Origin of the sequence: Caulobacter vibrioides (assembly GCF_002858865.1) — a bacterium.
Taxonomy (GTDB): domain Bacteria; phylum Pseudomonadota; class Alphaproteobacteria; order Caulobacterales; family Caulobacteraceae; genus Caulobacter; species Caulobacter vibrioides.
In genome coordinates this window covers 25657-41381 of sequence record NZ_PJRR01000007.1, presented here as the reverse complement: position 1 = coordinate 41381, position 15725 = coordinate 25657, and the positions used below count along the sequence as shown (strand labels likewise).

The following is a 15725-nucleotide window of genomic DNA, read 5'->3' as shown; positions in this document are numbered from 1 at the left end:
GAAAGCAGAGCGGCCCATCTAGGCGATGGGCGTGACAGGAAGGTTTCAGACCTTCCGCTTCATGCGGACCTCGCGGACCGTGCCCGTCGAGGAGTTCATCACCAGCGTGTGGGTGTGCACGCAGCCGTCGCGATAGACGACGCCATCCAGCAGCCCCCCGCGCGTCACGCCCGTGGCGGCGAAGATCGCCTCGTCCCGCACGATCTCATGCAGGTCGTACTTCTTGTCGAGGTCCGTGACGCCCCAACGCGCCGCCCGCGCGCGCTCGTCAGCGTTGCGGAACAGCAGTCGCCCTTGGAACTGGCCGCCGACGCACTTCAGCGCCGCGCAGGCCAAGACGCCCTCGGGCGCGCCGCCGGACCCAAGATAGAGGTCAATGCCGGTCAATGGGTCCGTCGTGTTGATCACGCCGGCGACGTCACCGTCCGTGATCAGATGAATACGGGCGCCCACAGCGCGGACACTGGCGATAATCTCGGCGTGACGCGGCCGGTCCAGAACACAGACCGTGATCTCGGAAAGCGCCACGCCCTTGGCGTCGGCGACAGCCTGAATGTTTTCGGCCGGCGAGCGATCCAGGTCGATGACCCCCGCCGGCAGACCCGGGCCGCAGGCGATCTTGTCCATATAGGTGTCGGGCGCATTCAGCAGCGTCCCCTTGGGCGCCCAGGCCATCACCGTCAAAGCGTTGGGCTGGGACTTGGCCGCCAGGGTGGTGCCTTCCAGCGGGTCCAGCGCGATGTCGATGCGGGGGCCTTTCCCGGTGCCGACTTTCTCGCCGATGTACAGCATCGGCGCCTCATCGCGCTCGCCTTCGCCGATGACGATCTCGCCATCGATATCCAGTTCATTGAGGGCGTTGCGCATCGCGTCGACCGCAGCCTGATCGGCGGCCATTTCGTCGCCGCGGCCCAGCATGGTCCACGAGGCGATGGCGGCGGCCTCGGTCACGCGAACGGCGTCCAGGACCAGAGCGCGGTCCAGGGTGTTCGAACTCATCCGTTTCTCCCGACCGCCCCGATCGAGGCGGCCTTGTTCCCAATGTCGCCTTCGTCGCCCTTTTTTGCAGGTCGTTAGATGCGCGCGACGCGCAGAAGGCGCGGACGCTCTAGCACGGTCTGCAGCTTTTCGATGCGGCTAATCGCGTCCAGGAGGTTTGATTCTGGCGTCGCATGGGTAACGAGCACGATCGGCACCCCACCCGCCCCTTCGACAGGCTTTTGCAGGAAGCTGTCGATCGACACGCCGCATTCGGCCAGGGTTTCCGAGATCGCCGCGATCACCCCGGGCTGGTCCTGCACCATCACGCGCAGATAGGCCTTGCCCACCGCCTTGGACGGATCGATCGAGACGAAGGGCTTCAGGTCGCCGGCCGGCGCCTGGAACACCGGGCGCACAGCCTTGGTCATCACGTCGGCGATGTCGGCCGCGACCGCCGCAGCCGTGGGACCCGCGCCCGCGCCCGGCCCCTGCAGGAAGATCCGGCCGATGCGCTTGCCTTCGATGAACAGGGCGTTGAGCGCCCCACCGGCCTGGGCCAGCGGATGATCCAGCGGCACCAGCGACGGATGCACCTTCACTGCTACGCCATCCTCGGACTTGGCCGCGCCGGCGATAAGCTTGATCCGGTAGCCCAGGTCCTTGGCCAGCTTGATGTCGAGCAGATCAACCTCGCTGATGCCCTCGATCTCGGCGGCGGCGAAGTTGGGCGCGCAACCGAACGCCAGCGCGGCCAGGATGCTGACCTTGTGACCGGCGTCGAAGCCGCCGACATCCATGGTCGGATCGGCCTCGGCATAGCCCAGGCCTTGAGCCTCGCGCAGCACGTCGGCGAACGAGCGGCCGGTCTTCTCCATCTCCGACAGGATGAAGTTGCAGGTGCCGTTGAGGATGCCGGCCACCGAGATGATGTCGTCGCCCACCAGGGCCTCGCGCATCATCTTCACGGCGGGAACGCCGCCCATCACCGCCGCCTCGAACAGCAGCGGGGTGTTGGTGGCTTCGGCCAGGGCGGCCAACTCGGCGCCGTGCTCGGCGATCAGGGCCTTGTTGGCGGTGACGACCGGCTTGCCCGCCTTCAGCGCGGTCTCGACGGCGGCCTTGGCCGGACCATCCGAGCCGCCGACCAGCTCGACGAAGATGTCGATCTCCGGCGAGGCGGCCAGGGCCACGGGGTCGTCGAACCAGACGAGGTTGGAGATGTCGACCGTGCGCGGGCGCGACTTCGAGCGGGCGGACACTGCCGTCACTACGGCCAGGTCGCCGGCCGGCGCGAAGCCGGGCCGTTCCGCCAGGAACTGCAGGAGACCGCCGCCAACCGTACCCAGGCCCGCGACGCCGACGCGCCAGGTCTTGTTCGTCATCTTCGAATCCTCGTTACGCCGTCCGACGCAGCCGTCTTAGGCCTGTTCCATCTTGTTGTGGGCCTTGGCCAGGATGGAGTCGGCGTTGGCGATGAATTTCTTCACGTTGCGCGCGGCCTGGCGGATACGGTGCTCATTCTCGACCAGACCGATCCGCACATAGCCTTCGCCGTACTCGCCAAAGCCGATGCCCGGCGCGACGGCGACGCCCGCCTCCTCGATCAGCAGGCGCGAGAACAGCATGGAGCCGGCTTCGCGATAGGCTTCAGGGATCTTGGCCCAGGCGAACATCGAGGCCGGCGGGTTCGGGATGTCCCAGCCCGCGGCCTTCATCGACTTGATCAGCGTGTCGCGGCGGCTCTTGTAGATGCCGCGGATCTCGTCGACGCAATCCTGGGGACCGTTCAGGGCCGTCGCGGCGGCCACCTGCACCGGCGTATAGGCGCCGTAGTCGAGATAAGACTTCACGCGGGCGAGCGCCGCGCAGATGCGGGCGTTGCCGACCACCATGCCCACGCGCCAGCCGGCCATGGCGTAGGTCTTGGACAGCGAGTTCACTTCGACGGCGATGTCCTTGGCCCCATCGACCTGCAGGATCGACGGCGGCGGATTATTGTCGAAATAGATTTCCCCATAGGCGACGTCGCTGATCACCAGCAGGTCGTGCTTTTTGGCCAGAGCGACCGCGTCCTTGTAGAAGTCCAGGTCCACCCACTGGGCCGTCGGGTTCGACGGATAGGACAGGATCAGCACGCTGGGCGGCGGCACCGAGTGCTTCACCGCGCGGCTGATGTTGGACAGATACTCCTCGGGCGACAGCGCCGGCACGTGGCGGATGATGCCGCCGGCCATGATGAAGCCGAAGGCGTGGATCGGATAGGCCGGGTTCGGGCAGATGATCACGTCGCCCGGTCCCGTCAGGGCCTGGGCTAGGTTGGCGAAGCCTTCCTTGGAGCCCAGCGTGGCGATGACCTCGGTGTCCGGGTTCAGCTTCACGCCAAAGCGGCGGCCATAATAGTTGGCCATGGCCTTGCGAAGGCCTGGAACGCCCTTCGAGGCGGAATAGCGCCCAGCCTTGGGATCGCGCGCGGTCTCGATCAGCTTGTCGACGATATGCTGCGGCGTCGGCATGTCGGGATTGCCCATGCCGAAGTCGATGATGTCGGTGCCCTCGGCGCGAAGCCGGGCCTTGATCTTGTTGACCTCCTCGAAAACGTAGGGCGGGAGGCGACGGATACGGTGGAAATCGGTGCTCATGAGGGCTCTATGCGCCGCGTCGGCGCTTTGGGAGCGAAAGTCGGGCATGGATAGACCCCAAGCGGGGCCAAGCCAAGCCAGCTAAAGGAAGATTATGCCTCCGTCGCCCTATTGGGGCTGTGACGGAGGCGCGCTAGCTCGGCCGCGCGCTGCGCGGGCGAAGGCTTCGGTGTTGGCGCGGTCGGTTTCCGTGGGGGCCTGGAGGGCCGGCGGATTGGCCTCACGACGCGCCTTTGCGGCGTAAGCCTCGGAGTCCTTCAGGTCCCAGGTGTTCGGCGCCGTCGCCTTTGCGAGCGCCGCGCCGGCCGCCTGCTGCTGCGCGACCTTGGCCCGAATCTGGCCATCCGTCGGCACATCCGTGGGAACGACGGGGATGTCGGAGAACTTACGGCGCGGCCCCTTGGCCTTTGCGGCGGCTGTCGCCGCGGCCGCGACGGGAGAGCTGGGATCCACCTGGCTGGACGAGAACGGGCTCGCGCAAGCGGTCGCGCCGGCCGCGAAGCCGAGGATCAAACCGATGCGCACGATTTTGCGGGTTTCGCCGTTCATCTTGTTTCTGGTCTTATGCGATGATCGCGGCGAGCGAAAGGCGTTCAGCGCTTTTCTCGAACCGGCTTTGGACTCGCGGAGGAAACCCCATGGCCACGGCGAAGGCCGCCCCCAAGGCTCGAAAGAAAGCCGCGACAAAGGCCGATGAGGCCGCAACAGCGGAGAAAGTCGCTGCAAAGCCCAAGGCCGCCGCCAAGTCCGGCAAGCCGAAGGCCAAGCCGGAAGACATTCAGCCTCCGCCTCAAAGCGATTCGGCTCGCGCCGCGCCGCCGCCGCCGCCGCGGGGTGACGGCCCGCCCTTCCCGCCATTTGAGTCCATGCTCTCGCCCGACCAGTTGAAGATGGTCGAGACCCTCTCGGCGAATCTCGCGCGCGCGGCGGTCACCGCTCAGGGCGCGATCGCCGAGGCGGCGCTACGCCAAGCCGACCGTCCCGCCGCCCTGACGCCCGACCCGTTCCACGTCGCCCCCGCCTTGAACGAGGTGATGACGCGACTTGCGGCGCAACCTGACCGACTGATGCGGGCGCAGGCGGACCTCTTCGGCCAATACATGGAGCTCTGGCAGACCGCCGCGCGCCGCGCCGCCGGCGAAGACGTCGCGCCCGTGGTCGCACCCGCTGCCGGGGACAAACGCTTCAATGACCCGGACTGGGCGTCGAACCCGATGTTCGACCTGATGAAGCAGTCCTACCTCTTGTCATCGAACTGGCTGAACGGCCTGATCGCCGAGGTGGACGGCGTCGATCCCGCCACCAAGCGCCGGGTCGAGTTCTTCACCAAGATGCTGACCGACGCGTTCTCGCCGTCGAATTTCCTGATCTCGAACCCGGCCGCCCTGCGCGAAGTCGTCCAGACTCAAGGGCAAAGCCTGGTGCGCGGCATGGAGAACTTCGCGGCCGACCTCGAGCGTGGCGGCGGCCAGCTGGCGATCAGCCAGACGGATCTGGCCAAGTTCAAGGTCGGCGAGAACGTCGCCACAGCGCCCGGCAAGGTCGTCTACCAGAACGACATCCTGCAACTGCTGCAGTTTGACCCGACCACGGACACCGTCTGCGAGATCCCGCTGCTGATCTTCCCGCCGTGGATCAACAAGTTCTACATTATGGACCTGCGGCCCGAGAACTCGATGATCCGTTGGCTGACGGCTCAGGGCTTCACGGTGTTCGTCGCCTCGTGGGTCAATCCCGACCAGACGCTCGCGGCCAAGACCTTCGAAGACTACATGATCGAGGGCATCTACGACGCCGCCCAGCAGGTGATGACCCAGTGCGGCGTCGATCGCGTCAACACCGTAGGCTACTGCATCGGCGGCACCCTGCTCTCGGTCGCCCTGGCCCATATGGCCGCGCGCGGCGACAAGCGGATCAACTCGGCCACCTTCTTCGCCGCCCAGCAGGACTTCGCCGAGGCCGGCGACCTTCTGCTGTTCACCAACGAGGAATGGCTGCAGTCGATCGAGCAGCAGATGGACCAGGCGGGCGGCTTCCTGCCCAGCCAGTCGATGGCCGACACCTTCAACGCCCTGCGCGGTAACGACCTGATCTGGTCGTTCTTCGTCAGCAACTACCTGATGGGCAAGGAGCCGCGCCCGTTCGACCTGCTGTTCTGGAACGCCGATCAGACGCGGATGCCCAAGGCGCTGCACCTGTTCTATCTGCGCAACTTCTACAAGGACAACGCCCTGACCACCGGCAAGCTCAGCCTGGGCGGCGAGCGGCTGGACCTGTCGAAGGTCAAGATCCCGATCTATGTGCAGTCCTCGAAGGACGACCACATCGCGCCGTATCGCAGCGTCTATCGCGGCGCCAGGGCGTTCGGCGGCCCCGTGACCTTCACCATGGCCGGTTCGGGTCACATCGCGGGCGTGATCAACCACCCCGACGCCAGGAAGTACCAGCACTGGACCAACAGCGAACTGCCGGCGGACGTGTCCGAGTGGATCGCCGGCGCGCAGGAGCATCCAGGCTCGTGGTGGCCGCACTGGGCGGCCTGGCTCAAGGCGCGCTCGGGCGACCAGGTTCCAGCCCGCGATCCGGCCAAGGGCAAGCTGAAGCCGCTGGAGGACGCTCCAGGTTCATTTGTGCTGGTAAAGTCACAACCTTGACGGCAAATGCAGGATTTTCCCCCAGAAGGCTAACAGCGAACCCGGTTCGCCCAAAAGTCGCCAGGATCATGGCCAAGCTTCCGCGCCATGCTCACGCTCAACCGACGGACAGCCTTAGGGTTCTGCGCCGCCGCGCCGCTCCTGGCGCGGGCGGATCTTAGTCACGCCCTGATTCCGGACGCCGGACGAAAGCTGGCCGCCGCCGCACGGGCCCAGATCGGCGTCACCGTCACCTACGACGCCAGCTACCGTTCGATCGGCTATCCGAATGGCGATGTGTTACGGACCAGCGGCGTCTGCTCGGATGTGCTGATCCGCGCCGCGCGTGACGCGTGGGACATCGATCTGCAACAACGCGTGCATGAAGACATGAAGGCGGCGTTCGACGCCTACCCATCGCGGCGCGAATGGGGGCTCACCTCACCCGACGCCAATATCGACCATCGGCGGGTGCTGAACCTTGAGGCGTTCCTCGCGCGCCAGAAGGCCAGGCTCCCCCTTCCCTCGCCGCGCCTATTGGGTGGCGATGCGTTCGAGGGCGTCGCGCCAGGGGACATCCTCACCTGGCGCCTGGCGGGCGGCCGGCCGCATCTGGGGATCGCGGTCAGCGGGCCCGAGCAAGTGCGCGTAGCGCACAATATCAGCGATGGCGTCAGGGAAGAGCCGCTATGGCGCTTCAAGCTGCACAAACCCGCCGGCCACTACCGCTGGCGGGTCTGAGACAGGTCTACAAGCCTGCGGCCTCATCCAGCCCGAGCGCGATGTTCAGGTTCTGCACCGCCGCGCCCGACGCGCCCTTGCCGAGGTTGTCGAGCAGCGCCACCAGACGCGCCTGGCCTCCGGCGTCCGAGCCGAACACGAAGAGCTTGAGGCGGTTGGTGCCGTTCAGACCTTCAGGGTCCAGGGTCGTCAGCGCCTTGGCCTCGTCCAGCGACGCGACCTCGACGAACGCCTCGCCCTTGTAGTGCTTGACCAGCGCCGCATGGATGTCGGCCAGCGACGGCGCGCCGTTCAGGGTCGCCAGATGTAGCGGCATCTCGACGATCATGCCCTGGGCGTAGCGGCCGACGGCGGGCGTGAAGATCGGACGGGTCAGCAGACCGCCGTGCTTCTGCATTTCCGGCACGTGCTTGTGGCTCAGCGAGAGGCCGTAGATGAAGTACGGCGCCCGGGTGTGGTCGGCGGCGCTCTCATCCTCGAACTGGGCGATCATCGCCTTGCCGCCGCCGGTATAGCCCGAGACGGCGTTGTACGAGACGGGCAGCTGGGCCGGCAGGATGCCGGCGCTGACCAGTGGCCGCGTCAGGGCGATTGCGCCGGTCGGGTAACAGCCCGGATTGGAGATCCGCTTGGAGGCCGCGATCTTGCCGCGCTGCTCGCTGTCGAGCTCGGCGAAGCCATAGGCCCAGCCCTCGGCCGTGCGATAGGCGGTCGAGGCGTCGATGATCACCGTGTTCGGATTGCTGACCAGAGAGACGGCTTCTTTGGCCGCGTCATCGGGCAGGCACAGGATCACCGCGTCGGCGCTGTTCAGCATCTCGGCGCGCGCGTCGGCGTCCTTACGCTTGTCCGGGTCGATCGAGATCAGCTGCAGGTCGGTGCGACCGACCAGACGCTCACGAATCTGCAGGCCGGTGGTGCCGGCTTCGCCGTCGATGAAGACCTTGGGAGCGTTCGCCATGGCGGACTCCAATCCGAACAAGAGACAGGACAAGAAAAAGGGCGCTTCGGCTGAACCGAAGCGCCCCTTCCCAAACACGTAATCGTCGCGATTAGCGCTTCGAGAACTGGAAGCTGCGGCGGGCCTTGGCCTTACCGTACTTCTTACGCTCGACGACGCGGCTGTCGCGGGTCAGGAAGCCGTGCGGCTTCAGGACCGGGCGCAGGCCGGGTTCGTAATAGGTCAGAGCCTTCGACAGGCCGTGGCGGATCGCGCCGGCCTGGCCCGAAAGGCCCGAGCCTTCGACGGTCACGACGACGTCGAATTGACCCAGACGGTCGGTCACTTCCAGCGGCTGTGCGATCATCATGCGCAGCACCGGACGGGCGAAGTAGACTTCCTGGTCACGACCGTTGATCGTGATCGAGCCCTTGCCCGGCTTGATCCAAACGCGAGCGATCGCGTTCTTGCGCTTGCCGGTCGCATAGGCGCGGCCTTGGGCGTCGATCTTGGGTTCGGCCGGAGCGGCAGCTTCCGGGTTGCTGGACAGGCTGGCCAGCGCGTCAAAGCCTTGAGCGTCGGTCATAGCTTAGAGGCTCCGGATGTTCTTGGCGTTGCGGCCCGCGAAGTCGACGACTTCGGGGTTTTGCGCTTGGTGCGGGTGCTCACCGTTGTTGTAGATGAGCAGGTGGGTCAGCTGCTTGCGAGCCAGCGGGCTCTCCTTGGGCAGCATGCGCTCAACGGCCTTCTCGAGGACGCGCTCGGGGAAACGACCGCCCAGCACCTTGCGCGGGGTGGTTTCCTTGATGCCGCCCGGGTGACCGGTGTGACGGTAGTAGACCTTGTCGTCCAGCTTCTTGCCGGTGAACTTCACCTTGTCGGCGTTGATGACGACGACGAAGTCGCCGCAATCGACGTGCGGGGTGTAGTCAGGACGATGCTTGCCGCGAAGACGCATGGCGATGAACGAAGCCAGACGGCCGACAACGGCGTTCTCGGCGTCGACCACGATCCACTTCTTCTCGACCTCGGCTGGCTTCAAGGAAGCCGTGATCTTCTGCATTGGATTGATCCGTAATTTCTGGGCGTCCGAACCCGAGAAAACCGGTTTCGTCCGTGTGAGGCGCGGCATGTACGGGAGACGACGAACACTGTCAACAATAGCAGCTCAGAAACTTGCAAAGCCAAACAATTACAATGCACTAGCAAAAGTGGTATTATAATACCGCATCGCTGTGTTTCAATCGTCATGAAATGGCGGCATAGCGACCCCAGCCCCCTCGCGAGAGCAGACACCATGGCCGTATCCCGTCGAATGTTCCTGAGCGCCACCGCCACCAGCATCGCCTTCGGCGCCTTCGCGGCCCGGGCCCAAGATGGCGGGCATCCGGCTGAGACCTATCTGAACGAGGTCACCGGCTATGGCCCCCTGGTGAGCGACCCCAAGGGGATGATCGATCTCCCCGCCGGCTTCCGTTATCGCGTGATCGCCCAGGTCGGCGAGACGATGAGCGACGGCCTGATCCTGCCTGGCAAGTTCGACGGCATGGGCTGCTTCGCGGCGGGCGACGACAAGGTCCTGCTGGTGCGCAATCACGAGATGTCCGCCTCTGACATCGAGAAGGCCGCATTTGGTCCCCGTCAGAGCCTTATCGACCGTATCGACCGCAGCCGCGTCTGGGACTTCAACGGCGACGGCGCGGCCCTTGCGGGCGGGACGACCACCCAACTCTACAATCTTAAGACTGGCCAAACCGAGCGCCAGCACATGAGCATCGCGGGCACCCTGGTCAACTGCGCCGGCGGTGTCACGCCCTGGGGCTCTTGGCTGACCTGCGAGGAGACCACGATCAAGGCCGGCGCAAGGGCCGGCAAGAACCACGGCTATGTGTTCGAGGTGCCCAGCGCCCATGTCGGCCTGGTTGAGCCTGTCGCCTTGACCGGGATGGGCCGCTTTAAACATGAGGCGGCGTGCGTCGATCCGCGAACCGGCGTCGTCTATCTGACCGAGGATGTCGCCGACAGCCTCTTCTATCGCTACCTGCCCAACGATCGCCGCAACCTGGCGGCCGGCGGTCGCTTGCAGGCCTTGGGCCTCGTCGATGCGCCGGAAGGCGGCGACACCCGCAACCAGAAGGAGCAATCCTTCCCTGTGGGGGGCTGGAAAGCCGTGCGGTGGATCGATCTCGACGGCGTCGATAGCCCGAATGACGATCTGCGCCGCCGCGGCCACAAGGCCGGCGCCGCGATCGTCTGCCGGGGCGAAGGCCTGTTCTTCGGTGAAGGAGAGCTCTATTTTACCGCGACTTCGGGGGGAGCCAAGGGCGCAGGCCAGATCTTCCGCTATGTCCCCAGCGCCTTCGAGGGACAGCCGGGCGAGACGGATCAGCCGGGCAAGCTGCAGCTGTTCGTCGAAAGCCAGAACGGTCGCGTCCTCGACTACGCCGACAATCTGGTGGTGGCGCCGTGGGGCCACGTCATCGTTTGCGAAGACCGCTATTCAGACACGCTTCGCAATCACCTGCGCGGCGTGACCCCCGAGGGCAAGATCTACACGCTGGCTCGCAACGTCCACGCGGACAATTCGGAGTTTGCAGGCGCGTGCTTCTCCCCGGACGGCGGCACGCTGTTCGTCAACCTGCAGAACCCAGGCTTCACCCTGGCCATTTCCGGGCCGTGGGGCGCGGTGAAGGTCTAGTCGGCGCGCGTCTCGCCGCCCTTTCCAAGCTGCGGCTTGGTCAAGGGCGGCGAACCCGCCAGGCGAAGGCGGTCGCAACGGCGAGCAGAACGGCCGCGCCGGCCTGATGAAGCACGCCCAGGCTGATGGGGACCGCCGCCATCAGCGTCCAGACGCCAAGGGCGGCCTGCAGGAAGACAACGGCCGCGACGGCCGTGGCGAGGCTTTTGCCCTGACCCACCAGCAGACGATCGCGCCGCGCCAGGACGACCAACACGACGGCGGCCAGGAGCAGGGCGTAGGCGAAGATACGGTGGTTGAACTGAACTGCGGCCTGGCTGTGGGCCAGCGTTCCCCACAGGCCCGCACCGCCATAGTCACCCGGGAAGAACCGCCCGTTCATCAGCGGCCAGTCGTTGTAGACAAACCCCGCGTCATTGCCGGCGACAAGGGCGCCCAGCAGGCTCTGGAAGAAGACGGCGCCCAGGAACGCCAGCGCCCAGCCGCGCCAGGGGCTGCGCTCCTCGACGCGCGGTGAGCCGTTCCAGGCGTCAAGGGCGGTCCAGATCAACAGGACAAACAGCGCAAGGGCGAGGCCCAGGTGGGTCATCAGCCGTTCCGGGGCCACCGAAACCCGCTCGGAAAGGCCGCTGGACACCATCCACCAGCCCACTAGGCCCTGCAGGCCGCCCAGGCCCAGCATCGCGGCGCAACGCCAGATCAGACGGCGCGGAATATCGCGACGGATCAGGAAAACGATCAGCGGAATGGCGTAGACCGCCCCGACGGTTCGCCCCAGCAAACGGTGGGCCCACTCCCACCAGAAGATTTCCTTGTAGCCCTCCAGGGTCATATCCGGATTGACCAGCTGGAACTGCGGGATCTGCTTGTAGAGCTCGAAACTCTCTCGCCAGGCCTGCTCTGACAGGGGCGGCAAGGCGCCCATGATCGGTTGCCACTCGGTGATCGACAGACCCGAGTCGGTCAGACGGGTCGCCCCGCCGACGACGACCATGGCGAACACCATGGCGGCGACGATGAAAAGCCAGATCGCGACGGGACGCGAGCGGTCGGAACGCAGGAAAGACGTCATAGGGTCGGAAACGCGTCACTTGTGAGCCGAAATGCGGCGGCTCTTTCCCTACGCCCGACAATGGCCCGCATCAATCTCTGTGTGGCCCGACATGACGGAGCCGCCGCTTCGTGCGAAACATCAGCACGCGCGGACGAAGCGGAGCGATCAATGAGCGGAATGGGAGTCTTCGCGGCGGCGGTGATCGGCATCCTGGCCGGATGGATCGCCGACATCGTTCTGGCGCGCCGGCACTCGCTGTTCAGCAAGCTCTTGATCGGCGTCATAGGCTCGTTCATCGGAGCCTTCATCGCCTCGCGTATCGACCTACATCTGGCTGGCTTCGTCGGCGAGTTGATCGTCTCGACCGTCGGCGCGATTCTGTTCCTGGCCGTCCTTGGCCTTATTCGGAGACCCGCGTGAACGAACCTTCCAGCCCGCCCCGCCTGATCCCCGCGCGCCTGCGGAAGCTGATCGGCTCGATCGGCGTCATGGTGATCTTGTTCGCATGGATCTGGATCTTCACCAGCCTCTACGACCACCTGCCCCAGAACCGCTTCGTGCATCTGGTCTATTTCGTAGCCCTGGGCATGGGCTGGATACTGCCCGTGATCCCGCTGATCAGCTGGATGGGCAAGGCCGACAAGCCGCTGGACACCGGCGTGCGATAAAGCCGGATACGAAAAAGGCCGCCCTTCCGGGCGGCCTTTCATCTTCCGCATATTCCCGAAGGAAATGGTCGGAGCGACAGGATTCGAACCTGCGACCCCTTGACCCCCAGTCAAGTGCGCTACCAGGCTGCGCCACGCTCCGACGCGGAAGGAGCGCCCTTATAGGCGCCGCCCTGCCCTTGGGCAACACCGATTTGGACAGAAATCAACCGCGCGCCAAAAGTCCGTCGAGGCGGGATTTGATCGCGGTAAGATCGGCGAGCGCGAACGCCAGTCGGTCCCGCGTCTCCTCGCCGACAGGGCGCTCTTTGCCCCGCGGCGCATAGTCATATTCAGCTTCCAGACTCGCCGAACCGTTGGATCCCAGCCCGGCGGCGATCACGTGCGCCAGCCCATGATCGCGATGCAGCTTCTGGACGCCCTTGATGGTCAGCCCTTCGCTGTGCAGCAGGGTGCGGACGCCGTTCAGAACAGCGATGTCCTGTGGACGATAGAATCGGCGCCCACCGGCGCGTTTCATCGGGCGGATGAAAGAAAATTTTGTTTCCCAGAAGCGAAGCACGTGCTGCGGCACGCCAAGCTCCTCGGCGGCTTCGGAGATCGTGCGGAAGGCGTTTGGCCCCTTCGCCACCGCAATCGATCCTTAGCCGCCCAGAGCGCGATCGATGCGCGCCTTCATGACCTGCGAAGCGCGGAAGCCGATCACGCGCCGCGGCTCGATCTCAGCGGGCTCGCCGGTCTTGGGGTTGCGCCCCATGCGCGCGCGCTTGGCGCGGACCTGGAAGACGCCGAACCCGGACAGCTTGACAGTTTCGCCCTGTTCCAGCGCCTCGGCGACGAGATCAAGAGTGCGCTCGACCAGTCCCGCGCAGTCCTGGCGGGTCAGTCCGACTTCCTCATGAACCGCCTCGCACAGGTCGGCCCGGGTCAAAGTAGCGCCCTTCATGCAACCCCCTTCACGCGTATCGGAGCGACCTTGGGGGTCGCCCTAGCTGGAGCACTCGCGGCGAACCCTGGCATGTTGCGGCCGCCCTCAACTGGCCGCGCCCAAGTTCACCGACGACCTCATGCCGCGATTACCGCATGAAGTCAAAGACTCAACGCCAAGAGTTCATGCCTTGGCGCAGGATCGCGCAGCGCGCAGCGCCAGTGCCCTGAAACTAGAGACGGACGACGCAGGCGCCCCAGGTCAGCCCACCGCCCATCGCCTCCAGAAGCAGCAAGTCGCCCTTCTTGATCCGGCCGTCCTTGATCCCGTGCGCGAACGCCAGCGGGATCGAGGCGGCCGAGGTGTTGGCGTGGATGGCCACGGTCGAGATGACCTTTTCCTCGTCAATGCCGCAGCGATGCGCCACGCCTTGGAGGATGCGCTGATTGGCCTGGTGCGGAATGAACCAGTCGACATCGGCGACCGCAACGCCCGCCTTGCCGGCGGCGGCGTGAATCGCTTCGGAGATGTTGACGACCGCGTGCTTGAAGACCTGATTGCCCAGCATCCGGAGCTTGCCGACCGTTCCGGTCGTCGACGGCCCGCCGTCGACATACAGTAGATCCTGCTTGGTCCCGTCGGCGCGCAGGGCGAAGCCCAGCATGCCCCGGTCATCGGTGGTCCCCTCGCCTTCCCCCGGCTCGAGCACGATCGCGCCGGCGCCGTCGCCGAAGAGAACGCAAGTGCCGCGATCGCTCCAGTCCATCAGGCGGGTCATGGCTTCAGCGCCGATCACCAGCGCGCAGTTGGAATGGCCGCGCGCGACGAAGCCGTCGGCGACGCTCATGGCGTAGACGAAGCCAGAGCAGACGGCCTGGACGTCGAAGGCGACGCCGACCGGCGCGCCCAGCTTGCGCTGTACGATGGTAGCGGTCGCGGGGAAGGTTAGATCCCCGGTCGTCGTCGCCACGATGATCAGATCGACATCTGCGGCCGTCTTGCCCGCCGCCGCCAGGGCTTCCTTGGCCGCCTCGAACGCAAGATCCGAAACCGGCTGATCGTCCGCCGCCTGATGGCGCTGACGGATCCCGGTGCGCTCGACGATCCACTCGTCGCTGGTGTCGACAAACTTCGCCAGGTCGTCATTGGTCACGACCTTGGACGGCAGATAGGCGCCGACGCCCGTTACAACGCTTCGCACAACGCTCACTCGGCCACTCCTTGGGCGTCTTCGCCGGGACCCTGCCCGTCGCCGGACTTGATGGCCGCCGCCGTAGCGGTCAGGCGCTTGAGATTTCTGTCGATTTCGGCGCGGAAATCGCTGCGCGCGAGGTTCGTCGCGACCCGAATGGCCGAAGCGAAGCCGTTGGCGTCCGCCCCGCCGTGGCTCTTCACCACGATGCCATTCAACCCCAGCAGCGGAGCGCCGTTCACGCGGCTCGGATCCAGGCGGTGACGCATCTTCTTCAGGGCGCCTGACGCGATCAGCGCGCCCAGCATGGCCAGAGGTCCCGAGGTCAGGGTCGACTTGATCTCATTCGAGAAAAACCGCGCCAGCCCCTCGGCGGTCTTCAGGGCGACGTTGCCGGTGAAGCCGTCGGTCACGACCACATCCACCGTGCCATAGGCGATGTCGTTGCCCTCGACAAAGCCATGGTAGTCGAAATCCAGGGTGGTCTCGCGCAGGATGGCGTGCGCCTCGCGCACCTCCTCGTGCCCCTTCTGGTCTTCGGAGCCTACGTTCAGCAGCCCCACTGTCGGCCGCTTGGATCCGTGGACGGCGTGATGGAAAGCCGCGCCCATAATGGCGAACTCAACGAGTTGCGACGCGTCGCTCTCGACGTTGGCGCCGACATCGAGAACGGTCGTCACGCCCTTCATCGTGGGCCAGTTGGCGACGATGGCCGGACGCTCCAACTCTGCGCCCATGCGCAGGATCAGCTTGGAGATAGCCATCAACGCGCCCGTGTTGCCGGCGGAAACACAGGCCTGCGCCTCGTTTTCGCGAACGGCCTCGACTGCGTTCCACATGCTGGAGCCCTTGCCCCGACGCATGGCCTGGGCCGGCTTCTCATCCATGCCGATGGCCTTGTCGCAGTGGCGGACTTCGCTCACCGACTTGGCGCCAGGATGCTTCGCAAGCTCGGCTTCGATCGCAGCGCCATCACCGTGAAGGAGGAAGCGCACGCCCGGCAGGGCCTGGAGCGCTTGAGCGATCCCGGGGACGACAATGGAGGGGCCGTGGTCGCCGCCCATGGCGTCGACGGAGATGACGAGGGATTGGGACACGTGGCGCTGTGAGCTCCGGCAGGCGGCCACACCGCCCTGAAGGCGGCGGACGATACATCCGCGTGATTATCACGCAAGCAGGCGAGTCGGGCCTAGCCAGCCCGGCTGGCTTGAAATCAGACCCTCTCAATCTCAGTCCAGCGGCTGTCGAGCC

Annotated in this window: 17 protein-coding genes and 1 tRNA gene; 5 read left to right on the top strand and 13 right to left on the bottom strand. The window is 65.7% G+C overall.

Features of this window, described 5'->3' with window-relative positions; all coding sequences use genetic code 11:
* Nucleotides 1-45: 45 nt before the first annotated feature.
* The 4 genes from glpX to CVUC_RS03245 form a co-directional block, all read right to left on the bottom strand.
* Complete coding sequence (gene glpX / locus CVUC_RS03260) at nucleotides 46-999, bottom strand: class II fructose-bisphosphatase (RefSeq protein ID WP_010919260.1); 954 nt, start codon at nucleotides 997-999, stop codon at nucleotides 46-48.
* 74 nt (nucleotides 1000-1073) lie between these two features.
* Nucleotides 1074-2363, bottom strand: a complete 1290-nt coding sequence (locus CVUC_RS03255; RefSeq protein WP_010919259.1) for a homoserine dehydrogenase — start codon at nucleotides 2361-2363, stop codon at nucleotides 1074-1076.
* A 36-nt stretch (nucleotides 2364-2399) separates the two neighbouring features.
* Nucleotides 2400-3620 carry an LL-diaminopimelate aminotransferase gene (locus CVUC_RS03250; RefSeq protein ID WP_010919258.1) on the bottom strand — a complete coding sequence of 407 codons (1221 nt, stop codon included), beginning with the start codon at nucleotides 3618-3620 and terminating at the stop codon, nucleotides 2400-2402.
* Between the two features lie 108 nt (nucleotides 3621-3728).
* Nucleotides 3729-4169: a hypothetical protein gene (locus tag CVUC_RS03245; protein WP_024265708.1), complete on the bottom strand. Its 441-nt coding sequence runs from the start codon at nucleotides 4167-4169 to the stop codon at nucleotides 3729-3731.
* Nucleotides 4170-4258: 89 nt separating this feature from the next.
* Here CVUC_RS03245 and CVUC_RS03240 point away from each other — a divergent pair, with 89 nt between their 5' ends.
* Together CVUC_RS03240 and CVUC_RS03235 are read left to right on the top strand one after the other, a co-directional pair.
* The gene (locus tag CVUC_RS03240) at nucleotides 4259-6274 is read left to right on the top strand and encodes a class I poly(R)-hydroxyalkanoic acid synthase (protein ID WP_164468105.1); all 2016 of its coding nucleotides are present in this window, start codon (nucleotides 4259-4261) and stop codon (nucleotides 6272-6274) included.
* A gap of 87 nt (nucleotides 6275-6361) precedes the next feature.
* The gene (locus CVUC_RS03235) at nucleotides 6362-6994 is read left to right on the top strand and encodes a DUF1287 domain-containing protein (protein WP_096032999.1); all 633 of its coding nucleotides are present in this window, start codon (nucleotides 6362-6364) and stop codon (nucleotides 6992-6994) included.
* Between the two features lie 7 nt (nucleotides 6995-7001).
* Here CVUC_RS03235 and argC read toward each other — a convergent pair whose 3' ends face one another.
* From argC to rplM, 3 genes are all read right to left on the bottom strand, one after another.
* Entirely contained in the window at nucleotides 7002-7955 is a 954-nt protein-coding gene (argC, locus tag CVUC_RS03230) for an N-acetyl-gamma-glutamyl-phosphate reductase (protein ID WP_096032998.1), read from the bottom strand.
* A 91-nt stretch (nucleotides 7956-8046) separates the two neighbouring features.
* Nucleotides 8047-8520 carry a 30S ribosomal protein S9 gene (gene rpsI, locus CVUC_RS03225; RefSeq protein WP_004624294.1) on the bottom strand — a complete coding sequence of 158 codons (474 nt, stop codon included), beginning with the start codon at nucleotides 8518-8520 and terminating at the stop codon, nucleotides 8047-8049.
* A gap of 3 nt (nucleotides 8521-8523) precedes the next feature.
* A complete protein-coding gene (gene rplM, locus CVUC_RS03220; protein WP_010919253.1) occupies nucleotides 8524-8997 on the bottom strand; it encodes a 50S ribosomal protein L13 in 474 nt (157 codons plus the stop codon).
* Between the two features lie 234 nt (nucleotides 8998-9231).
* On the opposite strand from rplM, the gene CVUC_RS03215 reads away from it, so the two are divergent.
* Nucleotides 9232-10632, top strand: coding sequence for a PhoX family protein (locus CVUC_RS03215; RefSeq protein ID WP_096032997.1), 1401 nt, complete (start codon nucleotides 9232-9234; stop codon nucleotides 10630-10632).
* A 40-nt stretch (nucleotides 10633-10672) separates the two neighbouring features.
* Here the strand turns inward: CVUC_RS03215 and CVUC_RS03210 are convergent, their stop codons facing one another.
* On the bottom strand, nucleotides 10673-11704 hold the full coding sequence (locus tag CVUC_RS03210) for a COX15/CtaA family protein (RefSeq protein WP_096032996.1): 1032 nt from the start codon (nucleotides 11702-11704) through the stop codon (nucleotides 10673-10675).
* A gap of 150 nt (nucleotides 11705-11854) precedes the next feature.
* Here CVUC_RS03210 and CVUC_RS03205 point away from each other — a divergent pair, with 150 nt between their 5' ends.
* Complete coding sequence (locus CVUC_RS03205) at nucleotides 11855-12106, top strand: GlsB/YeaQ/YmgE family stress response membrane protein (RefSeq protein WP_012640223.1); 252 nt, start codon at nucleotides 11855-11857, stop codon at nucleotides 12104-12106.
* A complete protein-coding gene (locus tag CVUC_RS03200; RefSeq protein ID WP_096032995.1) occupies nucleotides 12103-12354 on the top strand; it encodes a DUF2842 domain-containing protein in 252 nt (83 codons plus the stop codon). The genes CVUC_RS03205 and CVUC_RS03200 overlap by 4 nt, the downstream gene beginning before the upstream one ends.
* Nucleotides 12355-12419: 65 nt before the next feature.
* Here the strand turns inward: CVUC_RS03200 and CVUC_RS03195 are convergent.
* The 5 genes from CVUC_RS03195 to plsX form a co-directional block, all read right to left on the bottom strand.
* Nucleotides 12420-12496, bottom strand: a tRNA-Pro gene (locus CVUC_RS03195).
* Between the two features lie 63 nt (nucleotides 12497-12559).
* Entirely contained in the window at nucleotides 12560-12985 is a 426-nt protein-coding gene (locus CVUC_RS03190; RefSeq protein ID WP_010919248.1) for a MerR family transcriptional regulator, read from the bottom strand.
* Between the two features lie 12 nt (nucleotides 12986-12997).
* Entirely contained in the window at nucleotides 12998-13300 is a 303-nt protein-coding gene (locus tag CVUC_RS03185) for an integration host factor subunit alpha (protein WP_010919247.1), read from the bottom strand.
* Nucleotides 13301-13514: 214 nt separating this feature from the next.
* On the bottom strand, nucleotides 13515-14492 hold the full coding sequence (locus CVUC_RS03180) for a beta-ketoacyl-ACP synthase III (protein ID WP_096032994.1): 978 nt from the start codon (nucleotides 14490-14492) through the stop codon (nucleotides 13515-13517).
* Nucleotides 14489-15571 carry a phosphate acyltransferase PlsX gene (gene plsX, locus CVUC_RS03175; protein WP_096032993.1) on the bottom strand — a complete coding sequence of 361 codons (1083 nt, stop codon included), beginning with the start codon at nucleotides 15569-15571 and terminating at the stop codon, nucleotides 14489-14491. The genes CVUC_RS03180 and plsX overlap by 4 nt, the downstream gene beginning before the upstream one ends.
* Nucleotides 15572-15725: the final 154 nt, after the last annotated feature.